Origin of the sequence: Campylobacter concisus (genome assembly GCF_002912895.1) — a bacterium.
Taxonomy (GTDB): Bacteria; Campylobacterota; Campylobacteria; order Campylobacterales; family Campylobacteraceae; genus Campylobacter_A; species Campylobacter_A concisus_G.
Genome location: NZ_POZX01000070.1, coordinates 14655 through 37389 on the forward strand (window position 1 = coordinate 14655; position 22735 = coordinate 37389).

The window sequence follows — 22735 nt, forward strand, 5'->3', positions numbered from 1 at the left end:
ATAAAAGAGAATTTAGTCCAAGAAGCCTAATTTTGCTAAATTTCATATGCCATCTCTTGCCAGAAAAGAAGGGCTCTACCATCTGCTTGGACAAATTTTAGGATTTGCTCGGTTGATGGCATAGCTTCATCGTTTAGCCTTGCTATATCGATGCTAGCAAGTGCTATGAAAAATTTCTCAAAGTCACTTGCAACGCACCTACCACAAAGCTCCTCATTTCCAAAGAGCCATGCATAGACCGCGCCACTCGTGCAATCAAGCAAAAATATCCACGGATCACCCACGGCAAAGACTATCAAATTTAAAGGGCGAGCTTCACCTTGCCACCATTTGCCGCCGTACTCATCTACGCTATTTAGCCGTACTAGCTCACTCGCGTAGTCACCTCTGGAGCCAAATTTGACATTACAAATTTCAAAATTTCCAAGGTCAATTTTGCTTAAAAGCTTTGTAAATTTAGCTGGAAAATTTACGCCAAGAGCTTCTTGTGCGTTTTTAAGTGCTTGTGTGGTGGCTTTAACATCATTTTGAAGCAAGAGTCTCATGCCAGTCATACCCTCTTGCTCTAGTGGCAAGAAAATTTGATCTAACTTTTGAGCGATCTGGTTTAACTTTAAAAACATATCAGTCCTCTAGTTTGCTAAATTTTGGCAAATTTTATCAAATTTATTTCAGCGCATTTTTAATTTTGACCCATTTGTCGCCAAATTTAGACCACAATCTTCATAAATTTAAGAAGCTGGCAGAGATAACTAAGAAAACTAGCAATCACTAAATGTGAGATGTTAAGGAGGGCGAATGCTTTGTTTTGGCACCGCTGGCAAGGGCGGAGATCTATACGCCGTGGATGCAAAAAGTGGCGAGGTGATGTTTAAGTTTAAAACCAGTGGCACGGAGAATTTTGTTTGGGTCGAGAATCAAATTTTACTTGCAAACTGCAAAAATAAGCCAGCTTTAATAAGCGCTAAAAATGGCTTGCTACTAAAAAAGATAGAGTTTGAATTTTGGTTTAGTTACAGATCAGATCATACTAGTAAGCGGTGGCAAGCTCTATGCTATGGCAAATGACGGAGCTAAGACGTACGCAGTTTGCGCGAGGATTTAGCTTTGGCGAAATTTGTCGCCAAAGCCGCAATGAGATAAATTTATCTCTTCTTTTTATATCTTTTTATCGCCTCTACGATGACCTCTTCTAGGTCGTCGTTTGGCTCTTTATTCATATCGTCATAGGTGTTTTCAAGGATAGTTTTTAAGTTTTTCTCAACGTAGCTAGTATCGAAAAATCCTCGTCTAAACTCTTTACTTTTGCTGATCGTTAGCAAAAATGGGATGATCGTTCGCACGCCTTCAATGGTAAATTCTTCAAGTGCTCTTTCAAGCTTATTTACCGCTAGATCGTAGTCGGTCGCCTTTACGATCAGCTTTGCGATGAGCGAATCGTAAAATGGCGGTATGGTGTAGTCCTTATATACGTGGCTATCGACGCGTACGGATGGGCCAAGAGCTGGGTAGTAGCCCTCGATCGTGCCTGGTGCTGGGATGAAATTCTCCCAGACATTTTCAGCCGTGATCCTAGCCTCTATCGCGTAGCCACGTGGTTTGATGTCGCTTTGCTCGATCTCTAAAATTTCACCCGCAGCGATCCTTATCTGCCTAACGACTAAGTCGTGGCCGGTGATCTCTTCAGTGATGCCATGCTCCACCTGGATACGAGTGTTCATCTCCATGAAGTAAAAGTTGTTGTAGTCATCTAGCAAAAACTCGATCGTTCCTACGTTTGAGTAGCCCACAGCCTTTGCAGCGGCCACCGCAGTCACGCCCATGATCTTTCTTAAATTTTCGCTGATAGATGGGCAAGGTGCGATCTCGATAATCTTTTGGTGGCGCCTTTGGATAGAGCAGTCACGCTCGCAAAGATGGATGATATTGCCGTAGTTGTCACCTAAAATTTGAAACTCGATGTGACGAGGATTTACGACAAGCTTCTCCATAAAGACTTCATCGTTGTTAAAGTAGGTCTTTGCCTCTCTGGTGCAAGACTCAAAGGCATCTTGCATATCTTCTTCTTGCCAAACTTCTCTGATGCCACGTCCGCCTCCTCCTCCGCTTGCTTTTAAAATGACTGGGTAGCCGATACGTCTAGCGTGCTCTTTTATGGCATCCATACTCTCGTCATTTAGCTTTTCTGTACCTGGAACGATTGGTATGCCGTTTCTCTTCATTAGGTATCTTGCGATATTTTTATCACCCATTTTTCTTATCACTTCAGCCTTTGGACCGATAAAGATAAGTCCAGCGTCCTCGACCGCCTTTGCAAATTCGTAGTTTTCGCTTAAAAAGCCGTATCCTGGGTGTATCGCGTCAGCTCCGCACTCTTTAGCAAGCTTTACGATAGCTTTGGCATCAAGATAGCCTTTGATCGGATCTTCGCCCACTTGATAGGCCTCATCAGCGATCCTTACATGTAAGCATTCGCTGTCTGGCGCTGTGTAAATTCCTACGCTTTGAATGTGTAAATCCCTACAAGCTCTGACTATCCTAACTGCGATCTCACCACGATTTGCGATAAGAATTTTATGTATCATAGGCTATCCTTTTTGAGTTTTTCTTATCATATAACTATTCGTTTTATTTTTAGATAAATTTGTTAAGTCTGGTTTTAAAATTTGAGTGCAAAGGCTAAATTTACACTCAAATTTGTCTATCTATTGATGATTTGTGGAAAAGGTGTGGCTAGGGCTTTTTTGCTAAAATCTTGCGACTCGATCGTGAAATTTGCAGCAAATCTTTGAATGCCCTCTTTTTTATAAGCGCGCCTTTGGATGGTAAAAAGGACTAAATTTCCGCCTTGTTTGGTGTAGCGATATATCGAGTGCTCGGCTGTTGGCACGCCATTTAGGTTTGAAAATATCGTGATATCAAGATAAATTTCATTTGCCAGAGAACCCTTTTTATAAGCCACTTTTAGCCCTTTTGCTTTTAGTTCTTTTAGATCATTTATCTTTTGCTCGACTGCTTGCTCTGACGTAGCGTCAAATTTAAGCGTATTTAGCGAGAGCATGTAGCTAAAACTCTCTAGCTTTTCGCCAGGTAGCAAATACTCCTGTGTGAATAAATTTGGCACAGGCTTGGCTGAATATGCTAATGAATATAGTCTGTTGTCAAATTTTATCTGCACCGGCTCAAAGTACTGAGTCGCCGCAAGTAAGAGTGCCGGCAAAGCGATAAATGCTAAAAATTTCTTCATCAAATTCCCTTAAAATGGATTTACTATCATTACCCAGATGATGATAAGCATCGCGATAGTTGGCACTTCGTTGTAAGCTCTAAAGAAGATGCCACTTTTGTTACAGCGTTTTTCTTTGAGCTGCTTCATGTAGCGTCCAAGGTCTAGGTGATAGATAGCCATCAAGATGACAACTAAAATTTTGACGTGTATGTGACCAGTTTTTATAAGATCAGGCATCGCGATAAGTATCAAAATACCAGTGAAAAATGAGCCAATGAGCGCGACCCAGCCGATGTAGTGATACATCTTGTACTCCATCACTTCGACCACTTTTACAAAGTCTGGTTTGTCCATATTTTCTACGTGATAAACGTAGAGCCTTGGCTGATAAAACAGCACTGCCATCCACGAGATGAAAAACAAATAGTGGAGGTATTTTAAGTAAAGGTAATATTCTGCCATAACGTCTCCTTATCTAAAAAGTATCTCTTTTCTAGCTTCAAATTCAGCCTTGCTGATCGCACCACTCTCAAAAAGCTCGTAAAGTCTTTTTAAGTCCTCTTCTTTATCTTTTAGTTTTACTCTCTCTTTTAGTTCGACTTTTTGTAAATTTTTATCGATATAAGCACCAACTAGAAATGCGTCGATGATCCACCAGATAAACCAGATAGCTAAAAATATATATCCAACAAGGATGATTTGCAAAGAGTAGCCGATAAAAAATAGTCCCATCATCAAAAAGCCAGTGATAAATTTACCAAGGTAAATTCTATGCGCTCCAAGCCAGCCAGTAAGTAGCCAAAGCGCGTATGCGACGTAGATATTATTTCCCACTCTCTCTCCTTTTTCTAAAACTTTGCCAAATTATCATCACAACGCAAAGATCGATCATCACATCAGCGAAGTTAAAGACCGCAAAGTTAAACCATTTGTGCCAAAAGACATAATCCACAACGCCGCCATGGATAAATCTATCTGTGATATTTGAGCTGCCAGCTCCTAGCAAAGCTCCAAGCCAAATGGCATGCGAGTAAAGCAGCTTTTTTTCAACGACTAGATAGACAAAAACGCCTAAAATGAGGGCGATCTGGATAAATTTAAGCCACTCATCTAAAAAGGCAAACATCGAAAACGCAACGCCCTTATTATATGTAAGAACTAGCGAGAAAAACTCTCCGTCCCACGAAAAACCATCTATAAATATCATTTTTATCGCTTGATCAACGATAAAAATGAGAAAAAATGCTATGAAAAATTTAACCAAATTTTTACGCATTTAGGGCTTTTACAAAAAATTTCTCAACTTCATCCATGCGTTTTTCAACTAAAGTTTGATTTTTACCTTCAAGCAAAAGCCTAATCAAATTTTCAGTGCCAGAGTATCTAAAGAGCGATCTTATACCCTCTTTTGCAAGGCTAGCCTCAAGCTCTTTTAGCCCCTCTATCTTATCAAGTGGCTTTTTCTCTGTGATCTTTAAATTTAGCAAAATTTGCGGATACGGCTTTAGCTCGCCAAAAATTTCACTAGCTTTTTTGCCTTTTTTAAGCATCATTGCGACAACTTGCATCGAGGTAACAAGGCCATCTCCAGTTTTGGCGTAGTCGTTAAATATCACGTGACCGCTTTGCTCACCGCCAAAATTTATGCCATTTTCTTTCATCATCTCAAGCACGTATTTATCGCCTACGTTTGAGCGAAGTAGCTTGATCTTGTGAGCTTTTAGATAGTCATCAAGTGCAGCGTTACTCATTACCGTAGCTACAATGGCTCCACCTTTTAGAGCCTTTTGCTCGTGTAAAAATGCAGCCAACGAGCCAAGTATCGCATCGCCATGCACAACTTCGCCGTTCTCGTCAACTACTACAAGCCTATCAGCATCGCCGTCAAATGCAAAGCCGATGTCGGCACGAAGCCTTTTTACTTCGCTTGCTAGATCTTCTGGATGAAGCGCGCCACAATTTTGGTTAATGTTGCTACCATTTGGCTCGTCGTTTATGACGATAACATCAGCTCCAAGCTCACTAAATACAGTTGGTGCGACCTTGTAAGCAGCTCCGTTTGCCACGTCTAAAACTACTCGTAAATTCTTTAAATTTAACTCTTTTGGGAATGAATTTTTGATCTGCACGATATATCTGCCGATAACGTCGTCAATTCTCTTGTTTGCACCTATCTCTGTCATTGTCTTTTGGGCATTCGCGATGAGCTCGTCGTCGTAGAAAATTTTCTCTATCTCAGCTTCTATTTTTTCATCTAGTTTGTTGCCAAAGCTATCAAAAAATTTGATGCCGTTATCGTAGTATGGGTTGTGCGATGCGCTTATCATGATACCAGCGTCACAGCGCATATTTTCTGTTAAAAATGCGATCGCAGGCGTTGGCATAGGGCCTATTTGAAGGACGTTGTAGCCAACTGCAGTTAGCCCCGCAACGATGGCAGTTTCGATCATATAGCCGCTTTTTCTAGTATCTTTTCCAACCAAAATCACATTTGTAGCTGAGGTCTTTCTAAAGTAAATTCCAGCCGCCATTGCAAGACGCATAGATGTTTGAGCTGAAAGCTTCTCGCCAGCTTTTCCACGAACTCCATCCGTTCCAAATAGTTTCATAAATTTATCCTTTTTATTATAAAATTGTGCTATTTTATCAGAATTTACCTAATTTAAAATCTAAAATTTTACTTTCATTAAGGATGACTTAAATTAAGGTTAAATTTATTATATCTTTAATATAATCACTGACTAAAATTATTCAAAAAGGTATATTATGGCAAACCATAAATCTGCTGAAAAAAGAGCTAGACAAACTATAAAAAGAACAGAAAGAAATAGATTTTACCGCACAAGACTTAAAAATATCACAAAAGCAGTGCGTGTAGCTGTAGAAGCTAAAGATCTAAATGCTGCAAATGAAGCTTTAAAAGTTGCTAATAAAAGTATCCACAGCTTCGTAAGTAGAGGCTTTTTGAAGAAACAAACTGCTGCTCGTCGCGTTAGTCGCCTTGCTCAATTAGTAAACACTCTAAAAGCTGCTTAATCTATTAAATTTTAATGTTTGCTGATAAACTTCATCCATTTTTGGATCGCTATGATGAAATTTCTACGCTTCTAAGCGATCCAAATATAGCAAACGATATCGAAAAGATGACAAAGCTCTCAAAAGAGCAATCATCTATCGAGCCAGTCGCAACTGCCTCAACAAAATATCTAGAAATTTTAAAAGACATCGATGAAAATAAAGCTCTACTTGAGGACTCTGAGCTTGGCGAACTTGCAAAAGAAGAGCTTAAAAATTTAGAAATTTCAAGAGAGAAGCTTGAAGAAGAGATCAAAATTTTACTTCTTCCAAAAGATCCAAATGATGATAAAAATATATTTTTAGAAATTCGCGCAGGTACTGGTGGCGACGAGGCTGCACTATTTGTTGGAGATCTTTTTAATGCTTACATCAGATATGCAGAGCTTCGTGGATATAAATTTGAGATCGTTAGCCAAAGCGAGGGCAACACTGGCGGTTTTAAAGAGATCATCGTGCTTATAAAAGGTAAAGGTGCTTACTCGAGGCTAAAATTTGAAGGTGGTACGCATAGGGTTCAGCGTGTGCCAGAGACTGAGAGTCAGGGCAGGGTGCATACTTCAGCTGTGACTGTGGCTATCATGCCAGAGGTCGAGGATAGTGAGATCGAAATCAATCCAAATGATATAAGGGTCGATGTGATGAGAAGCTCAGGCCATGGCGGTCAGTCAGTAAATACAACCGATAGTGCCGTTAGGATCACACATATACCAACAGGCCTTGTTGTCACAAACCAAGATGGCAAGAGCCAACACAAAAATAAAGAAGCTGCGATGAAGGTACTAAAAGCTAGACTTTACGAGATGCAAGAGCAAGAGAGACTTGCAAAAGAGACTAGCGAGCGCAAGAGTCAGGTCGGCACTGGAGACCGCTCTGGTAGGATACGAACATATAACTACCCGCAAAACCGCATAAGCGACCACCGCATAAATTTAACACTTTATCGCCTTGATGCGATTATGGCCGCAGGATTATTTGACGAGATTATTGAGCCACTTATTACGCATTATCAAGCAGAAGCTATGCTAGAAGCTGGTATTTAAATTTTCAAATTTTTACTTCAAATTTTATAATTTATTTCTTTACCTAAAAATATTATTTTAGATTAAAATACTTTTAATTTTACCAAGCTTTAAAGTCAAATTTACAAGAATTTTACAAAAATAGATATTTAGAAGTAATATTTTTTCTCATTTTTTTCAAAATAATATAAATTAAATTTTTAGATTTTATTTCTCAAATAGCTATTTTTAGGACATTTAAAAGTATAAAATTTTTATTTTTGATATTATAATTTTGTATAAATAGCTTTTAAGTTTTGCTTAATAATTCTACCTTACAATTTCACCATAATTTAATTCAAAAGAAGGAGACAAAATGTCAATAAGCGCAAGAAATCAACTAAATGTTGAGATATCAGAAGTAAGAACAGGTGCGGTAAATTCGCTAATATCTGGCAAACTAGCAGGTGGCGAGGTGCTAAAAGCAACTGTTACAGTTGATAGTGAAAAAGGTCTTGACCTTAAAGTTGGCAAAAAAGCTATCTTTTTATTCAAAGCTTCAAGTGTTATTGTTTCAAAAGACGACAGCATCAAACTAAGTGCAACAAACCAAATAAAAGGTACTATAAGCGAGATAAAAGACGGAGCTGTAAATGCTGAAGTTATTATCGATGTAAATGGTAGCAAAATTTCAGCCATCATCACAAGAGAGTCAGTTAGCAGCCTAGCTTTAAAAGCGGGAGATAAAGCAACTGCGATTATCAAAGCAACTCAAATCATAGTTGGTGTTAAATAATTTACGGAGCAATTTTGCTCCGTTCTCCTAGATTAAATTTTATTCTTAAACTAAAATCTAAAATTTATCAACTAGGTTATAAATTTAAATAAGTCGTAGTGAATATTTTTAAAAAAATTTATAGCTAAAATTTATATTATTTTTTTACTTTTATAACCTATCTGCTATTTTATGCAGAGTGTGGCATACCAAAGGTTCACTATACAATGGGCGGGCTAAATATCAACACAAAACCAAGTCATAAGCTCTCAAACGGCTATGCCTATACCAAATTTATATACAGCTGGCGAGAATGTAGGTGGCGTTCATGAGCCACAGCCGTCTAGGGTCGTCGTGATAACTGACCGCTTGACATTTATTAGCATGATCACTACTGAGAGTATCAGTTAAAAAGATGTGGCAGGCGTTTGCTCGCCACTATAAATTTTTAAATCTATAAACTCCATTTTTCACTCGCTCGAAAATTTTCTTCTCTTCAAGTAGCTTAAAGGTATTTATAACGGTTGGTTTGCTCACGTCTAGCTTTTCACAAATTTCTGAAATTTTTACTACAATAAAGCCATTTTCATCACAGCTTTTAACTAGCAAATTTATAATTTCTACCTTTTTCTCGCCAATTATTGCCTTGTAAATTTCTTCATTCATACTAGCCCCAAATTTTATATCCTATTGCCACGCACCAAAGCGCGCCACATAAGAAATTTGCGATCATCACAGCCGCACTTCCTGCATCTTTTGCCGCCTTTGCTAGGGCGTGATAGTCTGGGCTTGCAAGATCAGTTACTCGCTCTAGGCCTGAGTTTAGGCACTCGCAAACTAGCACAAATGCCATGCTAAAAATCAAAAATAGATTAAAAACAAGGTCAAAATTCCAAAAAAATAGCGATAGTGCTGCTAATAAAAATATGCAAATTTCTATACGAAAGCTCTTTTCATTTTTAAAAATTTCAGCCAAACCCTCTCTTGCGTAGCCAAAATTTTTTAAAAATTTATACTCTGGCTGGTTCCTCATAATTTTCCTTTTTGCGATTTTTGGCATAATTATAATTAAAAAAAGGATGAAATTTGAAACTTATTAGCTGGAATGTAAATGGCCTTAGAGCACTTGTAACAAAAGATGGCTTTGGTTGGCTTGATGAGATAAGTCCTGATTTCCTGGCACTTCAAGAGATTAAAGTCAAAGAAAATGACGTGCCAAAGGAAATTTATAATCTTGGCTTTAAAGATATAAGTGTAAACTCAGGCGAGAGAGCTGGATACTCTGGTGTGATGAGCCTAGCAAATTTTGACATTTCTACACAAAAGGCAGCTTTTTTCGACGATACGGAAGGGCGTGTTTTGGAGCATAGATTTAATGATATCGTGCTTTTTAATATCTATTTTCCAAACGGCCAAAAGGATGACGAGCGACTAGCCTATAAAATGGACTTTTACGAGAAATTTCTAGCTTACTGCAAAGAGCTTGTAAAAAACGGCAAAGAGGTGATATTTTGTGGCGATGTAAATACCGCTCACCGCGAGATCGACCTTAAAAATCCAAAGGCAAATGCCAAAACTTCTGGCTTTTTGCCTATCGAGCGAGCATGGATCAATGAGGTGCTAAAAAGTGGCTTTATAGATACTTTTAGAGCTATAAATGGTGACGTAGCGGACGCTTACTCGTGGTGGAGCTACCGCTTTAATGCAAGGGCTAAAAATGTCGGCTGGAGAATTGATTATTTCTTTATTTCACAAGGATTAAAAGATAGACTAAAAGACGCATTTATCTTGCCAGAGATCACAGGCAGCGATCACTGCCCAGTTGGGATAGATATAGAAATTTAGCCACTATTCCATTCTGCGAGGCTTGCCTAGTAAGAAACCTTGTGCGTAAGGTATTCCAAAATTTTTGATTTGGTTTAAAATTTCTTCTGAACTTGCGAACTCGGCTACTATTTTGTAGCCTTGCTTTTTTGCAAAGCTTACGATGGTTTCTACTAGAACTCTAGCATTTTCATCAAATGGAAGCTTTTTGATTATCGAGCCATCTATCTTTATGGTGTCTATATCAAGCTCCAAAATTCGGTAATAGTTTGAGTATCCTGAGCCAAAGTCATCAATCGAAATTTTACATCCATAGCCCTTGACGCGTTTTATGAAAGAATTTACCGCAACATAGTCGCTAAGCTCTTCGCTCTCTAGCATTTCAAAACAAATTTTATTAGGATCTTTGCACTCTATTAGTTTATTTTCTATAAGCTCTCTCATACTAGCGTCGGCTATGTCTGTATTAGATAAATTTATTGAGAATGTATAGTCTGGATATTTTTTGGCTAAATCAAATGCAAGGGCTATAACTTTTTTGGTTATTTGCGGATATAACTGAGTTTTCATAGCAATATCTAAAAATTCGCCCGGATAGTGTATCTTACCATTTTGGTCGATTATACGAACCAAAACTTCATAATACTTTGCTTCGGTCTCATTTTCTTCTAAGTTAAAGATGCCTTGTGCTTCTACGATGACTCTATCGTTTTCTAACGCATCTTCGATTAGTTGAACTGCCAGCTGGTTTTTGTGATATTTCATCTCAATGGCGTCATTTTCTAGATAGTAGTAAATATTGCTACCATTTTCTATTGCGAGCTGATTTGCAAGGACTGATTGCATTAGGCGGTTAGTTTGTGGGGTATCGTTTGGCAATGAAACACCAAACACCATCTTTATGCCTGGTAAGTTTTCAAATTTTTCATCAATAGCAACATTTATTCTATTTGAACCAAAATATTCTCTAATATATTCAATATCTCTTACGATATTGTCGCCTTCATACCATATATAAAATGCGTCATCTTGAAATCTAAATAGCTTTGCTTTTATCTCAGAAGTATCTATGCAAAGCTTTAGTGTATCAGCTACTGCTTTTAGCATTGCATCGATAATCTTAGTTTGATAAAAGAATCTTAAAATTTTAAAATTTTTAATGCTTAAGCAAATGAGCACTCCATCTTTTTGCGCGTCTAAAATTTCAGTTAAAGCAAAGTAGTTGCCAAAGCCTGTTAGCTTATCGATTGAAGATTGTATTTTTATTTGTTCATTTTTTTGAGTCAGCTCGTTTAGTATCAGCGTCTCTTTAGTCCTATCAAGCTTTATGGCTATATAGCCCTCAAATTTATTTTTAAAGAAAAATGGCGAAAATTTTACCTTTTCATATAAAAAATCACCGCTTTTTGTTCTGCTTATAAGCTCATCGCTCTCCCAAGGTAGAGATTTTTGCAGAGCCTCTTTTATGGATTCATAAAAGCTTTGTGGGTGCATATATGATTTTAGTATTCTAGGATTTTTGCCAATTAATTCTTTTAGCTTGTAGCCAGTTTTTTCTTCAAAGGTTTTATTTACATATGAAATTCTATTGTATTTATCGCAATAGACAACAGAGCTATGATCGTTTTCAACCGTGGATCTTAAGAGTTTTATTTGCCTTAAACGCTCTGAGGCTATTTTAATTTGAAAGAGGCCAAATGCACAAAATACTATAAATGTAAGTAAACAAATTGTCTGAGCTATTTTTGCCTTATTCACCTCATCAGAGTGAAATTCTAGGATTTTGTTTCTAAAATTTTCTATCAGATTATCAAGATGTAGTTCTTTTACACTATTTGAGATTGTACGTAAAGTTTTTGTAGCTTGAGTCGCATAAAGTATTTTGTCTAATACATTTTGAGCTTTTTGGTTATCTTTATACTCGTTTTTATACATTTTTATTTGCTTTGAAATTTCATCTATTACTTCAGGACTAAGCATCAAAGCACCTTTTAACGCATAAAATATAGGCTCAAGCTTATTTGGAAGTGCGAGATTTTGTATCTCATATTGACTTATTTGGATATAAGAATCTATAGATGAGTTTACATAAGCTGATCTTTGTAAAAAAAATACTTTTTTACTAAATACATCTCTTATGTTTTGTAGATCTTTTGTTATTTCATTTTGATGAAATAACAGCATCTCATCACTAAGCATTGAAAGGTTGCTCAAATTTGTATCAAAAGAATTTATGTCAGCATTGAGTTTGTCGTAGTTTGAGATATCATAAATATTATTTAAAGAAAAAGTTATTTCATTGTCTATAAATTTTAGATTTAAAATTCCATCATCAAATTTATGAGCTGCACCAATAGCTATATTTGCTTTATATATAAAAAATGCACTAATGAAAAATATAGCTGTTAAGACGCTAAGTATGGTTTTTATTCGTTTAGTACTCATTTAGTATCCTAGGCTTTTTACCATTTAATGTCAGAAAAAATGAGTATAAAGCATCAATTTCATCTTTGCTAAGAGCGTATCCTAGCTGGTAGTTACCAATAAAGCTTATAGCCTCTTTTAGATCGTTTATCTCCCCGTGGGATAAATATGGAGCAGTTTTTGTAATATTTCTTAGTGATGGCACTCTTCTTAATCTTTTGCTTGTATCTAAGGTAGAAATTCTTTCTCGGCCAATATCCTGTGTCAAATTCCCTCCCAAATTTCTACCATTATGACAAGCGGCACAGCCTATATTATTAAATATCTCAAATCCTTTCTTTGCACTATCATCTATGGCATTGTTATCACCTGATATAAAACGATCAAATGGCGAATCAACACTCAAGACAGCCTTTTCGAACTCAGCTATTGCATCTGCAATATTATCAAAATTAATGCCGTCATTATAAATTTTTTTAAATAAAATTTTGTACTCAGAGATATTATTTACAGAATCCACTATCTTGTCGTTATCCGAGTTTAGTTCTATTCTAGAAGTTATGGACTCTTTTACTTGATCTTTTAAATTGCTAATCTTTGCATCGCTATAAAATAGATAGTTTGCTGCAGCATTTAATATGGTTGGAGGATTTAAAGTGCCTTTTTCCATGCTATCTTGGTTGCTTCCGCTTAAATTCCAATACAAGTTGTGACAAGTTTGGCAAGAGTAGTTTTCATTTGGGCTTAGTCTTTTGTCAAAAAAGAGTTTTTTACCAAGCAGAGCCTTTTCTTCATTATATTTTACTACCGTGAGAGGTTTATAGGATTCATATTTACAAAATGAAATCGTGATGATAAATAGACAAAGTATAACGCCCTTCATAACGCCCCTAATTTTTAATTTTCTTTTTTATATCGGCAAATTTTTGATTTTTTATATAGTACATTATTTTATTGTTTTTTGAAATTTATGATACAATTCGCTCGATTTAGAAAATATTTATATTTCAGGGAGGAGAAGTCATGAAAAAAGGCTTTACGATGATTGAGTTGATCTTCGTGATCGTTATATTGGGTATATTAGCCGCGGTTGCTATACCAAAACTAGCTGCAACAAGGGATGATGCAGAGATAGCAAAAACTGCTACAAATATACAAACACTTATTGCTGATTTGGGTTCTTACTACACTTCACAAGGCGAATTTGCTACTGATTCGGATATTAAAGAAGCTGTCAAAAAAATGTCAAATGTAAAAACACCAGTAAAAGCAAAAGATGATGAGTGTTTAGAAGTACGTCCTGGAAATAATACTACTGGTGAGATAGGAATAACTATAAAAACAGGCGGTCTTTGTAAACAAGTTTGGGGCTTGCCAGGCTTAGTGGATGTTAAAGCCTTAATCGAAAGTACTACCGACAACAAGACAGCTAATACACTTAAATTCGGTGGCATGGGCATAAAATATAAATAAAATTTTTAGCAAGGTATTTTCCTTGCTTTTTATGATTTTTGTCCTACTAAATTTTTAATATAACAAAGACTAATAGAAATACAAATTTTTACACAAATAATTTATATACATAAAAATAAGCTTTCTAAGATTTAATGCGTTGCCAAAAGGTATCAATCCTAACTTATATTAATAGGCAATGGCTTTTTATTAAATTTAATTGATTTTTATCCTTTACAAATTTTAAAGATAAAAAACGTAAAATCAAACCATGGATTTACTAAAAGACCCGTTAAATAAGCTTATCATCTCGCTATCACTCCCAGCTGGCACCGCAATGATGTTTAATACTCTTTATAACGTCACTGGCACATTTTTTGCAGCAAAAATTTCTACCCTTGCCGTAGCTGGTATGGCTATGAGCTTTTTACTTTATCTAAGTATTGTGGGCATTGGGCTTGGTTTTGGCTCAGCACTAACTGCGCTAATAGGCAATAGCCTTGGAGCAGGAAAGATAAAAATGGCTCAATTTTATGCGGCAAATGGAGTTACTTTTGTGCTGGTATTTGCTATTTTTATGGGGTTTTGTGGCTATTTTTTAGCACCAAATTTACTCACTTTTTTAGGAGCTGATCATCACTATTTAAAAGAGGCGCTTGATTACGCGGGTGTTATCTTTCTTACTGCACCATTTTTCTTGATTATCAAATCTCTAAACGGCGTGCTTGTGGCACTTGGAGATACAAAAAGTTACCGCAATTGGCTATTTTATGGCCTTTTTATCAATGTATTTTTTTGCTACTTTTTTGCATTCATTTTGGATCTTGGCGTAAAAGGACTTGCTCTAGCAACAGCTAGTGTTCAGCTTTTGGGCATGATCTACCTTTTTGTAAAAGTTAAAAAAGCTAAGATGATCGAGCCAAGAAATTTAAGCTATTTTGTGCCAAATTTTGGCATTTGGGCAAAGATTACAAAGCAAGCTCTACCAGCTTGCTTGAACTATCTATCGATGTCGCTTGGCTCACTTGTACTTTTAAAATTTATAAGCTACTATGGTGTAAATGCTGTAGCGGGGTACGGTATAGCTTTAAGGATAGAGCAAATTTTGGTATTGCCGACCATTGGTATGGCCGCAGCAGTTTTAAGTATCGTTTCAAGAAACTATGGCGCTAAAAATTTTAAAAGAGCTAAGCAATGCTATAAAATTTCGCTTCTTTTTTTACTTATTTATTGTGCATTTGCTTGCGTTTTTATTAGATTTTTTGGTGAAGATATGATAAGAATTTTTGATGATACGCCGGCAGTTTTGGAGATAGCAGGGCTTTATCTTGGTATAAATTCTCTTGCTTACGTAGCTTATGGCACGATAAATGTCTCAGGTAGCACTCTTCAGGCCGTAAAACGCCCAGTGGCCATCTTTTTGCTAAATGGATTTAGGCAATTCGTACTTCAAGGATCACTTTTTTATGCAGTAGTTTTTTATTTTGGTGTTGAGATAAAATTTATATGGTTGGCTCTATTTTTTAGCGTCTATCTCACAGCTATTTGCTTCGTCTTTTGGACGCTTTATCAGTTAAGAAGGGCTACTGACGTAAGCTTTTAAATTTAAAACAAAAAGCAAAAAAGCAAAGTGAAGCAACTAAGATTATGCTAGCTCCGCCTGTTAGGTTAAAATAAAAGCTAATAAATAGACCGCTAAAACAAAAAACGACTGAAAAGATAGTAGAGATTAGCATCATCAGTCCCAGTCTTTTGGCAAAAATTTGTGCTAAATATGGCGGTATAGTAAGAAGAGCGATGACTAGAATCAGCCCAACAACACGAATCGTAGCCACCACGCAAAGTGCCATCATGCACACTAACAAATAGTGAAAAAATGTTGTATTTACACCGCGCAACTTTGCAAACTCTGCATCAAAGCTAATAGCTACAAATTGACGGTAAAAAAGGGCAATGAGTGCTAAAAATAAGATATCTAAAATACTCATAAATGTTATATCTTGCCCGCTTACTGCTAAGATAGAGCCAAAAAGATAACTCATAAGATCGGCATTGTATCCTGGAGTTAAATCGATAAAAATGATGCCAATAGCCATGCCAAATGCCCAAATAGCACCGATAACTGAGTCGATGTTGGTTTTATCTTTTAACGTGATAGTGGCGATTATGAGGGCTAAAAAGAGTGAGAATATGCTAGCTCCAAGAAGTGGTTCAAGCGAGAAGAAAAAAGCAAGTCCGATGCCGCCATACGCTCCGTGCGCAATGCCACCAGCAATAAAAGTCATTTTATTTATAACAACGAGTGAGCCTATGAGCCCACAAATGATACTAACTAAAATGCCAGCAATAAAGGCATTTTGCATAAAATTTAACTCTAAAATTTCACTCATTTTATCTCTTTAGCTTAAAAACATTACTTTTGATTTTGCACTCACATTCGCCAAGTGCGATCTCGACATCACAAAAATGGCTATGAGATTTTGCTAAATGCTCTATAAATTCTCTTTTTGCAGTATCTTCATGAGTTTTATGGATATGTAAATTTTTACTCACATAGGCGATTTTTGTAGCATAATTTAGCACGATATTTAGATCGTGACTTACCAAAACTATGCCAACACCACTTGCATTTATATTTTTTAAAATTTCATAAATTTCAGCCTGACCCTTTGTGTCGATACTGGCTGTTGGCTCGTCTAAAACGAGGACTTTTGCATTTGCACAAAGCGCTCTTGCGATATATACACGCTGTCTTTGGCCACCGCTTAGCTCACCGATCCTAGCGCTTGCAAATTCTTTCATGCCAACTTTCTCAAGGGCTGCAAGAGCCATTTGTTTCTCATCTCGCGAGTAAAAACCAAAAATTTTTTTATCAATTAGCCCCATTAAAACTACTTCTAAAACCATCATCGGAAAGCTTTGATTTGAGAGAAAATTTTGAGGCACATAACCTATAAATTTACTGACTTCGCTTGGCTCTTTTCCAAAGAGTTTTATCTCACCACTTTGAGGCTTAAGTAGCCCTAAAATAAGCTTTAAAAGTGTGCTTTTGCCACCACCATTTGGACCGATAATAGCTAAAAACTCATCGCTACTATAATCTAAATTGATACCTTCTAAAATCACTTGCTTATCGTAGCTAAAGTTTAAATTTTTAATTTTTATAATTTCTTTCAAAACAGACTCTTTTGCGTAAATGTCGTAGTAAAAATAAAAAGTCCAAGCCAAAGCATAACGCTAAGAGCCATAAATTCGGCATAGATTTTAAACTTTTTTAGCTTAATATTTGTGCTCTCATTTATCTTGGCTCCAAAAACAGCCGCTAAAAATATCACTGCGCTCATGCCAAGCGCCATAAATATGCCGCTTATAACGCCTGCAAAGTAGCTGCCTAGCTCGTTTGCTAGTACAAAGACAAGTATCGTGCCAGGACAAGGAATAAGTGCCGCAGCAGCCGCAACCAGCCATTCTTCTTTGTTTTTTGGTTTTTTTGTAATGCAGATATTACAGCCACAGTCGCTAATAAATTTTGTATTTTTACTCAAATTTTGGCTTAAGCTTGAACTAAAAATATAAAATTTATTTAACTCTTTTTTGCTTGAAAGATAAATTTTGACCTTTTTATAAAGCATAAAAATCGCTACAAAAAAGATAATAACGCCAGAAAATGCTGTCGTAACGCTTGCTGTATCTTTTGTCAGATCGCTACTGATCTCACGTAATATCATAAAACTAGCAAGCACAAAAATAAACGCGCCCACAACATGTAAAAATCCGATCTTTAAAGAGAAGAAAAAGGCTTTGGCGTAGCTTCCACCAGTTGCGGCAAAATAAGAGCTTGTAAGTACCTTGCCATGCCCCGCAGATGCAGCGTGCAAAAAGCCATAACCAAATGATATTAGCGCTAAAAATAGTAGAGTTAGCGGACTTTTTTGATCAAAATTTCTTAGAATTTGCTTTAATCTATCAAGCATATTTAGACTTGTTTTTGAAACAAGATCAAACTTAGCTTCATCGATCTTATCGATCTGGCTTAAATTTTCATCTTCAAAATTTACTGAGTTTGGCTCTTTTAGAAGCTCTTTTAATGCAGGTTTTTCGTTATGAGCTTTGGCTGCAGCTTTACTTGAAAATGTAAAAAATATTAAATTTGCATTTGGATTTGGTATCGTCCAAAACTGATCTGATACCAAAAATGCGTTATTTTGTGTAAATTTAAAATTAAAATATCCCTCTTTATCGTCCATTTCGACAGACACCACAAAGCCATCTTTGATAAGCAAATTTGTCTTAAAACTAACGTCAAATTTTAGTCTGCCCTCATCAAAATAGAGTTTATACTTTTTTAAATTTAGCTCAAGCTTCGTAGCATTTTCATCTTTGTAAAAGTACTCAATATTCGTTAAATAGTGCCTTGGCACAAGATAATCAAGTAAATTTAAGCGGATCTTTTTGATCTCGCTTTCATCTATCTTTTCGTCCTGATTTAGGTCAAAATTTTGCCTCATAAGCTCTGAGAAATTTTGCGAAAATGTCCATGAAAAAGCAATTGTAGTGATATTGTTTTCGTTTGAGTCAAATTTTACGCTCACGTGAGCGGTCGGGCTATAAAGCGAGCAAAGAGCACACCCGAAGGCATTTATAGCGAAGAAGCAAATGACAATCAGGCGTGCTAACATTTTTTATAGACTCTTAGCAAAAATTTCTGCTGTTTTTTTCATCTCATCTAGCCAATTTTCTGGAAGCTGATCAATGCTTATAACCTTTGAGCCAGTCTCTTTTGCTACTAAATTCGCAGCCTTTGTTGGAAACTGCGGAGCCACGAAAATAACCTTTACACCGTGCTCTTTAGCCTCTTCGATGAGCTCTTTTAGCTCAGCTGGCTTTGGCTCTTTGCCCTCTATCTCGATAGCGATTTGCTCTAAGTTATAGCGTTTTGCAAAATATCCCCAAGATGGGTGATATACGATAAATTCGCGAGTTTTAACATCTTTTAGAGTATTTTTAATAAAGCTATCAAGCTCGTCAAGGCTGGCTTTAAATTTAGCTAAATTTTCCTCATAAAGCTTTGCATTTTGTGGGAATTTCTCTATTAGCGCCTTAGCTATATTATCAGCTTGAGTTTTTACTAAAACTGGATCAAGCCAAATGTGTGGATCAAGGCCATCATGATGATGGTGATGATGTTCGCCAGCTTCGTGGTCATGGTCATGATGCTCGTGATGTTCATGTTTATGCTCGCCCTCATGCTTGTGCTCGTGATGTTCATGGTGTTCATGTTCATCACTCATAGCTATCTTTTCGATGCCTTCTTGTGTTTTTACAATGTGTAAATTTTTAAAAGATTTTGAAAAACGCTCTAGCCAAGTATCTTCAAACTCAATGCCAATAGCAAAGTAAAGCTCGCTCTTTTCAAGCTCCTTCATCTGTTTTGGCTTTGGCTCATAAGTGTGCGGATCAGCACCTTTGCCAACCATTGTATTTACGCTTAGTGTATCACCAGCGATCTGCTCAACAAAAAATTTTGTAGGCAATATACTAGTCGTAACAACTGGCTTTGCAAAAAGCGACAAAGCGCAAACTGCTAAAAAAACAAAAATCTTTCTCACCATCTCTCCTTTGTTTGAAAAAATATTGCGGAAGTTTAGCAAAATGCAACTTGGTTGCAACTTAAAATACAAAAGCCTAAATTTAGCCTTTTCTTTTAAATATAGTTTAAATCTTTTAGCGTTAATATACGCAAAATAAAAAGGGTAAGGATGAATGCAAGAAATTTCCTAGAAGAGCATAGTATCAAAGCAACTACTTTTCGCATAAAGCTCGTTGAAATTTTGCAAAATGCCAAAACTCCATTAAGCTATGATGAAATTTTAGAAAGCCTTAATGCAAATAAAACCACTTTTTATAGAAGCATAGAAATTTTTGAAAAAAAGGGCCTTGTCATAAAAACTGAAAATAATCATAAAAGCTACTACGAACTAGCAAATGAGACAAAAGCGTACTTTATTTGCGATGTCTGTCATAAAGTCACAAACATCGATATGCCCCACCTAAACGTCGCTAAAAATATAAAAAGCGCCGTGATAAAAGGCGTTTGTGATGAGTGTGATCACGAGTAAAGAGTGATTATCTCAGCCGGAATGGCTTTTGGACGATTTGTTTTTAGATCAACATAAACAAACTCGGTCTTGCCAGTTGCTATTAGTTCGTCATTTTTTTTAAACTCAAAATATCTACACGAAGTCGCCTTGCCTTCAGCTTGTGTGTAAGTGTGAATTTCTATCTTATCCATCAATTTTACGCTTTTTATATATTTGGCTTCATTTTTTCTAATGAGCCAGATCTCGCCTCTTTTATACTGCGCCTCAACCGTGTCGCCAACCGCTGCAGAGTGTGCAAATGCAGCCTCTTGCATAAGAGTGAAATAATAGACATTATTCATGTGTCCGTGCATATCAATGGCTTGTGGTGGGATTATTACTTTGTAGATAAAATCTTTCATTTCTGGCCTTTTTTGCTAGAATTATAACCAAAAATAAGGAGCTAAAATGCAAAATTTATGGGATAAAAAGGCGTCAAATTATCAAAGGTTTGATGGCAAAGTAAGTGCTATTCAGCAACAAATTTTTGCTAAAGCCTTAGCTTGGGGAGTTGATTTTAGCGGTAAAGAAATTCTTGATATAGGCTGTGGCACGGGCGTTTGGAGCATATTTTTATCAAAAAAGGCTAAAAGCGTAACTGGTATAGATAGCTCTGAAAAGATGATAGAAATTTTAAACGAAGACGCAAAGAGATTTGGTGTGACAAATTTAAGTAGCGAAGTTTGCTCTTGGAGAGAATTTAAGCCCACAAAGCACTTTGATATCGTCATTTGCACGATGAGTCCAGCGATTGCTAGCGATGAAGATTTTGCTAAATTTCATAGTATTGCAAAACAAAAACTCTATCTTGGCTGGGATAAGCCTAGAAGCTCTGATCTTCTGGAGCCATTTTTTGAAAAATTTGGCCGAACGCTCTCACAAAAAAATGTCGTAAACAGGCTTGAAGCGTGGCTAAATGAGCAAGGCATTGCCTATAAGAGTGAAATTTTAAACGAAACTAGGATCGTTAGACGAAGCGTGCAAGAAGCTGCTGAAAATATTTGCTGGCACCTTGAGATAAACGGAGCTAAAAACTACGATGAAAAGGCGGTTTTAGCGATGTTAAAAGAGAGATTTGACGGCGAGTTTATAGATGAAAAGATAGAGTCGCAGATGAAGCTTTTTGTCTTTTAAGCTAGTTTTGACCTAGAGAAAAATTTTTTACCAAATTCGCTAAAGATAACTCCAAAGATTATTAAAATTGCGCCAAAAATTTGTATGAGTGTTAGCTTTTCACCAGCGAAAAAATAGCCGATAAAGCCAGCAGAGACTGGTTCTAGACAGAAAAACAAGGCCGCCTTGCTAGCGGTCGTATATCTTTGAGCGATCGTTTGGACAAAGTAGCAAAATATGGTGCCAATAAATGCAGTGATGAAAATTGCTATAAAAAATTCCCTATCGTAATTTGGCACCACACCACCTTCAATAAATGCAAAGACAAATGAGAGTAAAGAGACGGTGAGAAATACCACAAACACAAGCAAATAAAGCTCGCATTTTCTTACAAAGTGGCCATTTAAGCTTGTGTAAAGTGCATAAAATATGGCACAAAGTAGGGCAAGTACCTCACCAGCTCCTAAAGCAAGAGTGGCTCCGCTTAAAAGCCAAAGCCCAAAAATGGCAACAAGCGCACCAAAAATAGCAAAAATGGTTATTTTATTTTTAAAAATGAGTGCTGTCATAAAAGGCACAATCACACACTCAAGCCCTGTAATAAAGGCAACACTTGAGCTAAAAGTAAGCTTTAGAGCGTAAGTTTGAGCAACAAACGAGCCAAAGAGAACTATGCCAAGGATAGTGCCATAAACCACACTTTTTTTATCAAAAATTTTAGAAAGTTTAAATGCTATAAGTCCCATAAAGATAGCGGAAATAAAAAATCTACAAAAGAGCATGACAAAGACACTATTTGTTTTTAGTGCGTTTGCCATAGGTAAAAACGTAGCGCCCCAAACGATGGCAACTACAATGAGTGCGATGTCGGCTCTGTTTTGTGCGCTTAAATTTTTCATTTAAAGATCGAGTCTAGCACCTTTTTGCCGCTATCTAGGCTAAAGCCACTTCTTAGCCCTTTTTCCTTCTCGCTCATCACGTTAAATAGCCCATCTAGCGTCTTTCTTGTGATATATGCATTTAGGTCCTCGCCGTCATCTGGTACATACTCGCTTGCACCTAAATTTTTAGCTAGGCTCTTTACTGATTTTATCGTTTCATTATTTTTTGCTGAGCCGACGATGAAAGAATTTAGCCCATTATAGGCAGTCGCGAAGCTATTTTCGCTCATCATTTTTTCTATTATCGGCGTAAATGCCGCCTTTAGCTTTTGGCTGGAGCTTTGCTGCAAATACTTCGTAACGCTGTCACTGCCGCCGTTAAAGAGCTTTTTGACATCTGCTTCGCTCATATTTTTTATGCTTTCGCTAAAAATTTCAGCAGCCTTTGGTACGGCTGTGGTCGCGGCATTGTTTATCGACTTGCTAAGATCCTGCGCCCACTTCTCGCCACCTACTTTTTTGGCTAAATTTGACGCCATTTCAAGGCTTTTTGGAAGTGGAATTTTAGCTGTGGCATTGTTTATAAAGCCATCTTTTGAAAGCTCGCTAACAGCGGCGTTTAGCACCTCGCTAACTAAGCTTTTATAGTCGCCGCTTGATGCGTGAGTGGCGATTTTGACGCCTTTATTTATCATATCGTCCATATTTGTGGCTTGTAAATTTAAAGCAAGTGCGCCACAAAGAATAACAAGAGATCTTTTCATCTTCTCTCCTTTTTTAAATTTAAAGCAAAATCATACAAAAAATATCTAAACACTTAA

28 protein-coding genes are annotated in these 22735 nt (G+C 36.7%); 10 read left to right on the plus strand and 18 right to left on the minus strand.

The annotated features are described in order from the left end of the window. Nucleotides 1–35: 35 nt before the first annotated feature. Nucleotides 36–623 (minus strand): SMI1/KNR4 family protein, encoded by a 588-nt coding sequence (locus CYP51_RS08555; RefSeq protein ID WP_103625114.1) that lies wholly within the window; start codon nt 621–623, stop codon nt 36–38. A 175-nt stretch (nt 624–798) separates the two neighbouring features. Here CYP51_RS08555 and CYP51_RS08560 point away from each other — a divergent pair, with 175 nt between their 5' ends. Next, nucleotides 799–1068, plus strand: a complete 270-nt coding sequence (locus tag CYP51_RS08560) for a hypothetical protein (protein WP_258032834.1) — start codon at nt 799–801, stop codon at nt 1066–1068. Nucleotides 1069–1145: 77 nt separating this feature from the next. Here the strand turns inward: CYP51_RS08560 and CYP51_RS08565 are convergent, their stop codons facing one another. The 6 genes from CYP51_RS08565 to glmM all read right to left on the minus strand — a co-directional run bounded on the left by CYP51_RS08565 (nt 1146) and on the right by glmM (nt 5838). Beyond that, nucleotides 1146–2585, minus strand: a complete 1440-nt coding sequence (locus CYP51_RS08565; protein WP_054195976.1) for an acetyl-CoA carboxylase subunit A — start codon at nt 2583–2585, stop codon at nt 1146–1148. A gap of 116 nt (nt 2586–2701) precedes the next feature. Further along, complete coding sequence (locus CYP51_RS08570) at nt 2702–3247, minus strand: hypothetical protein (protein WP_103625115.1); 546 nt, start codon at nt 3245–3247, stop codon at nt 2702–2704. A 9-nt stretch (nt 3248–3256) separates the two neighbouring features. Then, complete coding sequence (locus tag CYP51_RS08575) at nt 3257–3691, minus strand: CopD family protein (RefSeq protein WP_054195978.1); 435 nt, start codon at nt 3689–3691, stop codon at nt 3257–3259. Nucleotides 3692–3700: 9 nt separating this feature from the next. Continuing rightward, nucleotides 3701–4063, minus strand: a complete 363-nt coding sequence (locus tag CYP51_RS08580) for an NINE protein (protein ID WP_103625116.1) — start codon at nt 4061–4063, stop codon at nt 3701–3703. Beyond that, on the minus strand, nt 4053–4505 hold the full coding sequence (gene lspA / locus CYP51_RS08585) for a signal peptidase II (protein ID WP_103625117.1): 453 nt from the start codon (nt 4503–4505) through the stop codon (nt 4053–4055). The genes CYP51_RS08580 and lspA overlap by 11 nt, the downstream gene beginning before the upstream one ends. Next, nucleotides 4498–5838 (minus strand): phosphoglucosamine mutase, encoded by a 1341-nt coding sequence (glmM, locus tag CYP51_RS08590; protein ID WP_087578184.1) that lies wholly within the window; start codon nt 5836–5838, stop codon nt 4498–4500. The genes lspA and glmM overlap by 8 nt, the downstream gene beginning before the upstream one ends. 157 nt (nt 5839–5995) lie before the next feature. Here glmM and rpsT point away from each other — a divergent pair, with 157 nt between their 5' ends. From rpsT to CYP51_RS10120, 4 genes are all read left to right on the plus strand, one after another. Next, nucleotides 5996–6265: a 30S ribosomal protein S20 gene (gene rpsT / locus CYP51_RS08595; RefSeq protein ID WP_004317319.1), complete on the plus strand. Its 270-nt coding sequence runs from the start codon at nt 5996–5998 to the stop codon at nt 6263–6265. 14 nt (nt 6266–6279) lie between these two features. After that, entirely contained in the window at nt 6280–7347 is a 1068-nt protein-coding gene (prfA, locus tag CYP51_RS08600) for a peptide chain release factor 1 (protein ID WP_103625118.1), read from the plus strand. Between the two features lie 334 nt (nt 7348–7681). Beyond that, nucleotides 7682–8101, plus strand: coding sequence for a TOBE domain-containing protein (locus tag CYP51_RS08605; RefSeq protein ID WP_103625119.1), 420 nt, complete (start codon nt 7682–7684; stop codon nt 8099–8101). 258 nt (nt 8102–8359) lie between these two features. Then, nucleotides 8360–8491, plus strand: a complete 132-nt coding sequence (locus tag CYP51_RS10120) for a hypothetical protein (protein WP_258032835.1) — start codon at nt 8360–8362, stop codon at nt 8489–8491. 27 nt (nt 8492–8518) lie between these two features. Here the strand turns inward: CYP51_RS10120 and CYP51_RS08610 are convergent, their stop codons facing one another. Beyond that, a complete protein-coding gene (locus tag CYP51_RS08610) occupies nt 8519–8746 on the minus strand; it encodes a replication/maintenance protein RepL (protein ID WP_072594035.1) in 228 nt (75 codons plus the stop codon). A 1-nt stretch (nt 8747) separates the two neighbouring features. Beyond that, nucleotides 8748–9113 (minus strand): diacylglycerol kinase, encoded by a 366-nt coding sequence (locus tag CYP51_RS08615; protein WP_103625120.1) that lies wholly within the window; start codon nt 9111–9113, stop codon nt 8748–8750. 53 nt (nt 9114–9166) lie between these two features. Here CYP51_RS08615 and CYP51_RS08620 point away from each other — a divergent pair, with 53 nt between their 5' ends. After that, nucleotides 9167–9925 carry an exodeoxyribonuclease III gene (locus tag CYP51_RS08620; RefSeq protein ID WP_103625121.1) on the plus strand — a complete coding sequence of 253 codons (759 nt, stop codon included), beginning with the start codon at nt 9167–9169 and terminating at the stop codon, nt 9923–9925. Between the two features lie 3 nt (nt 9926–9928). On the opposite strand, the gene CYP51_RS08625 is transcribed toward CYP51_RS08620, so the two are convergent. Both CYP51_RS08625 and CYP51_RS08630 read right to left on the minus strand, forming a co-directional pair. After that, nucleotides 9929–12349 carry a bifunctional diguanylate cyclase/phosphodiesterase gene (locus CYP51_RS08625; RefSeq protein WP_103625122.1) on the minus strand — a complete coding sequence of 807 codons (2421 nt, stop codon included), beginning with the start codon at nt 12347–12349 and terminating at the stop codon, nt 9929–9931. Further along, nucleotides 12339–13211, minus strand: coding sequence for a cytochrome-c peroxidase (locus tag CYP51_RS08630; protein ID WP_103625123.1), 873 nt, complete (start codon nt 13209–13211; stop codon nt 12339–12341). Before CYP51_RS08630 ends, CYP51_RS08625 begins: the two co-directional genes overlap by 11 nt. Nucleotides 13212–13351: 140 nt before the next feature. Between CYP51_RS08630 and CYP51_RS08635 the strand changes: the two genes are divergently transcribed. Then, nucleotides 13352–13801 (plus strand): type II secretion system protein, encoded by a 450-nt coding sequence (locus tag CYP51_RS08635; protein WP_103625124.1) that lies wholly within the window; start codon nt 13352–13354, stop codon nt 13799–13801. A gap of 250 nt (nt 13802–14051) precedes the next feature. Next, nucleotides 14052–15383, plus strand: coding sequence for an MATE family efflux transporter (locus tag CYP51_RS08640; RefSeq protein WP_103625125.1), 1332 nt, complete (start codon nt 14052–14054; stop codon nt 15381–15383). Here the strand turns inward: CYP51_RS08640 and CYP51_RS08645 are convergent. From CYP51_RS08645 to CYP51_RS08660, 4 genes are read right to left on the minus strand one after another with little or no spacing between them, the layout of a single operon-like run. Continuing rightward, nucleotides 15364–16170, minus strand: coding sequence for a metal ABC transporter permease (locus CYP51_RS08645; protein ID WP_054195991.1), 807 nt, complete (start codon nt 16168–16170; stop codon nt 15364–15366). The genes CYP51_RS08640 and CYP51_RS08645 overlap by 20 nt on opposite strands. 1 nt (nt 16171) lies before the next feature. Continuing rightward, nucleotides 16172–16957, minus strand: coding sequence for a metal ABC transporter ATP-binding protein (locus CYP51_RS08650; protein ID WP_103625126.1), 786 nt, complete (start codon nt 16955–16957; stop codon nt 16172–16174). Continuing rightward, complete coding sequence (locus CYP51_RS08655; protein WP_103625127.1) at nt 16954–18459, minus strand: nickel/cobalt transporter; 1506 nt, start codon at nt 18457–18459, stop codon at nt 16954–16956. The genes CYP51_RS08650 and CYP51_RS08655 overlap by 4 nt, the downstream gene beginning before the upstream one ends. Nucleotides 18460–18462: 3 nt before the next feature. After that, nucleotides 18463–19389: a metal ABC transporter solute-binding protein, Zn/Mn family gene (locus CYP51_RS08660; protein WP_085657948.1), complete on the minus strand. Its 927-nt coding sequence runs from the start codon at nt 19387–19389 to the stop codon at nt 18463–18465. A 150-nt stretch (nt 19390–19539) separates the two neighbouring features. On the opposite strand from CYP51_RS08660, the gene CYP51_RS08665 reads away from it, so the two are divergent. Further along, nucleotides 19540–19899, plus strand: a complete 360-nt coding sequence (locus tag CYP51_RS08665; RefSeq protein ID WP_103625128.1) for a Fur family transcriptional regulator — start codon at nt 19540–19542, stop codon at nt 19897–19899. Here the strand turns inward: CYP51_RS08665 and CYP51_RS08670 are convergent. Next, nucleotides 19890–20282 (minus strand): acyl-CoA thioesterase, encoded by a 393-nt coding sequence (locus CYP51_RS08670; RefSeq protein ID WP_103625129.1) that lies wholly within the window; start codon nt 20280–20282, stop codon nt 19890–19892. The genes CYP51_RS08665 and CYP51_RS08670 overlap by 10 nt on opposite strands. Nucleotides 20283–20328: 46 nt before the next feature. On the opposite strand from CYP51_RS08670, the gene CYP51_RS08675 reads away from it, so the two are divergent. Next, nucleotides 20329–21054, plus strand: a complete 726-nt coding sequence (locus CYP51_RS08675; RefSeq protein ID WP_103625130.1) for a class I SAM-dependent methyltransferase — start codon at nt 20329–20331, stop codon at nt 21052–21054. Here CYP51_RS08675 and CYP51_RS08680 read toward each other — a convergent pair. Further along, nucleotides 21051–21932 (minus strand): DMT family transporter, encoded by an 882-nt coding sequence (locus tag CYP51_RS08680; protein WP_103625131.1) that lies wholly within the window; start codon nt 21930–21932, stop codon nt 21051–21053. The two genes, CYP51_RS08675 and CYP51_RS08680, sit on opposite strands and share 4 nt — an antisense overlap. Continuing rightward, entirely contained in the window at nt 21929–22678 is a 750-nt protein-coding gene (locus CYP51_RS08685; RefSeq protein WP_103625132.1) for a DUF4197 domain-containing protein, read from the minus strand. The genes CYP51_RS08680 and CYP51_RS08685 overlap by 4 nt, the downstream gene beginning before the upstream one ends. Nucleotides 22679–22735: the final 57 nt, after the last annotated feature.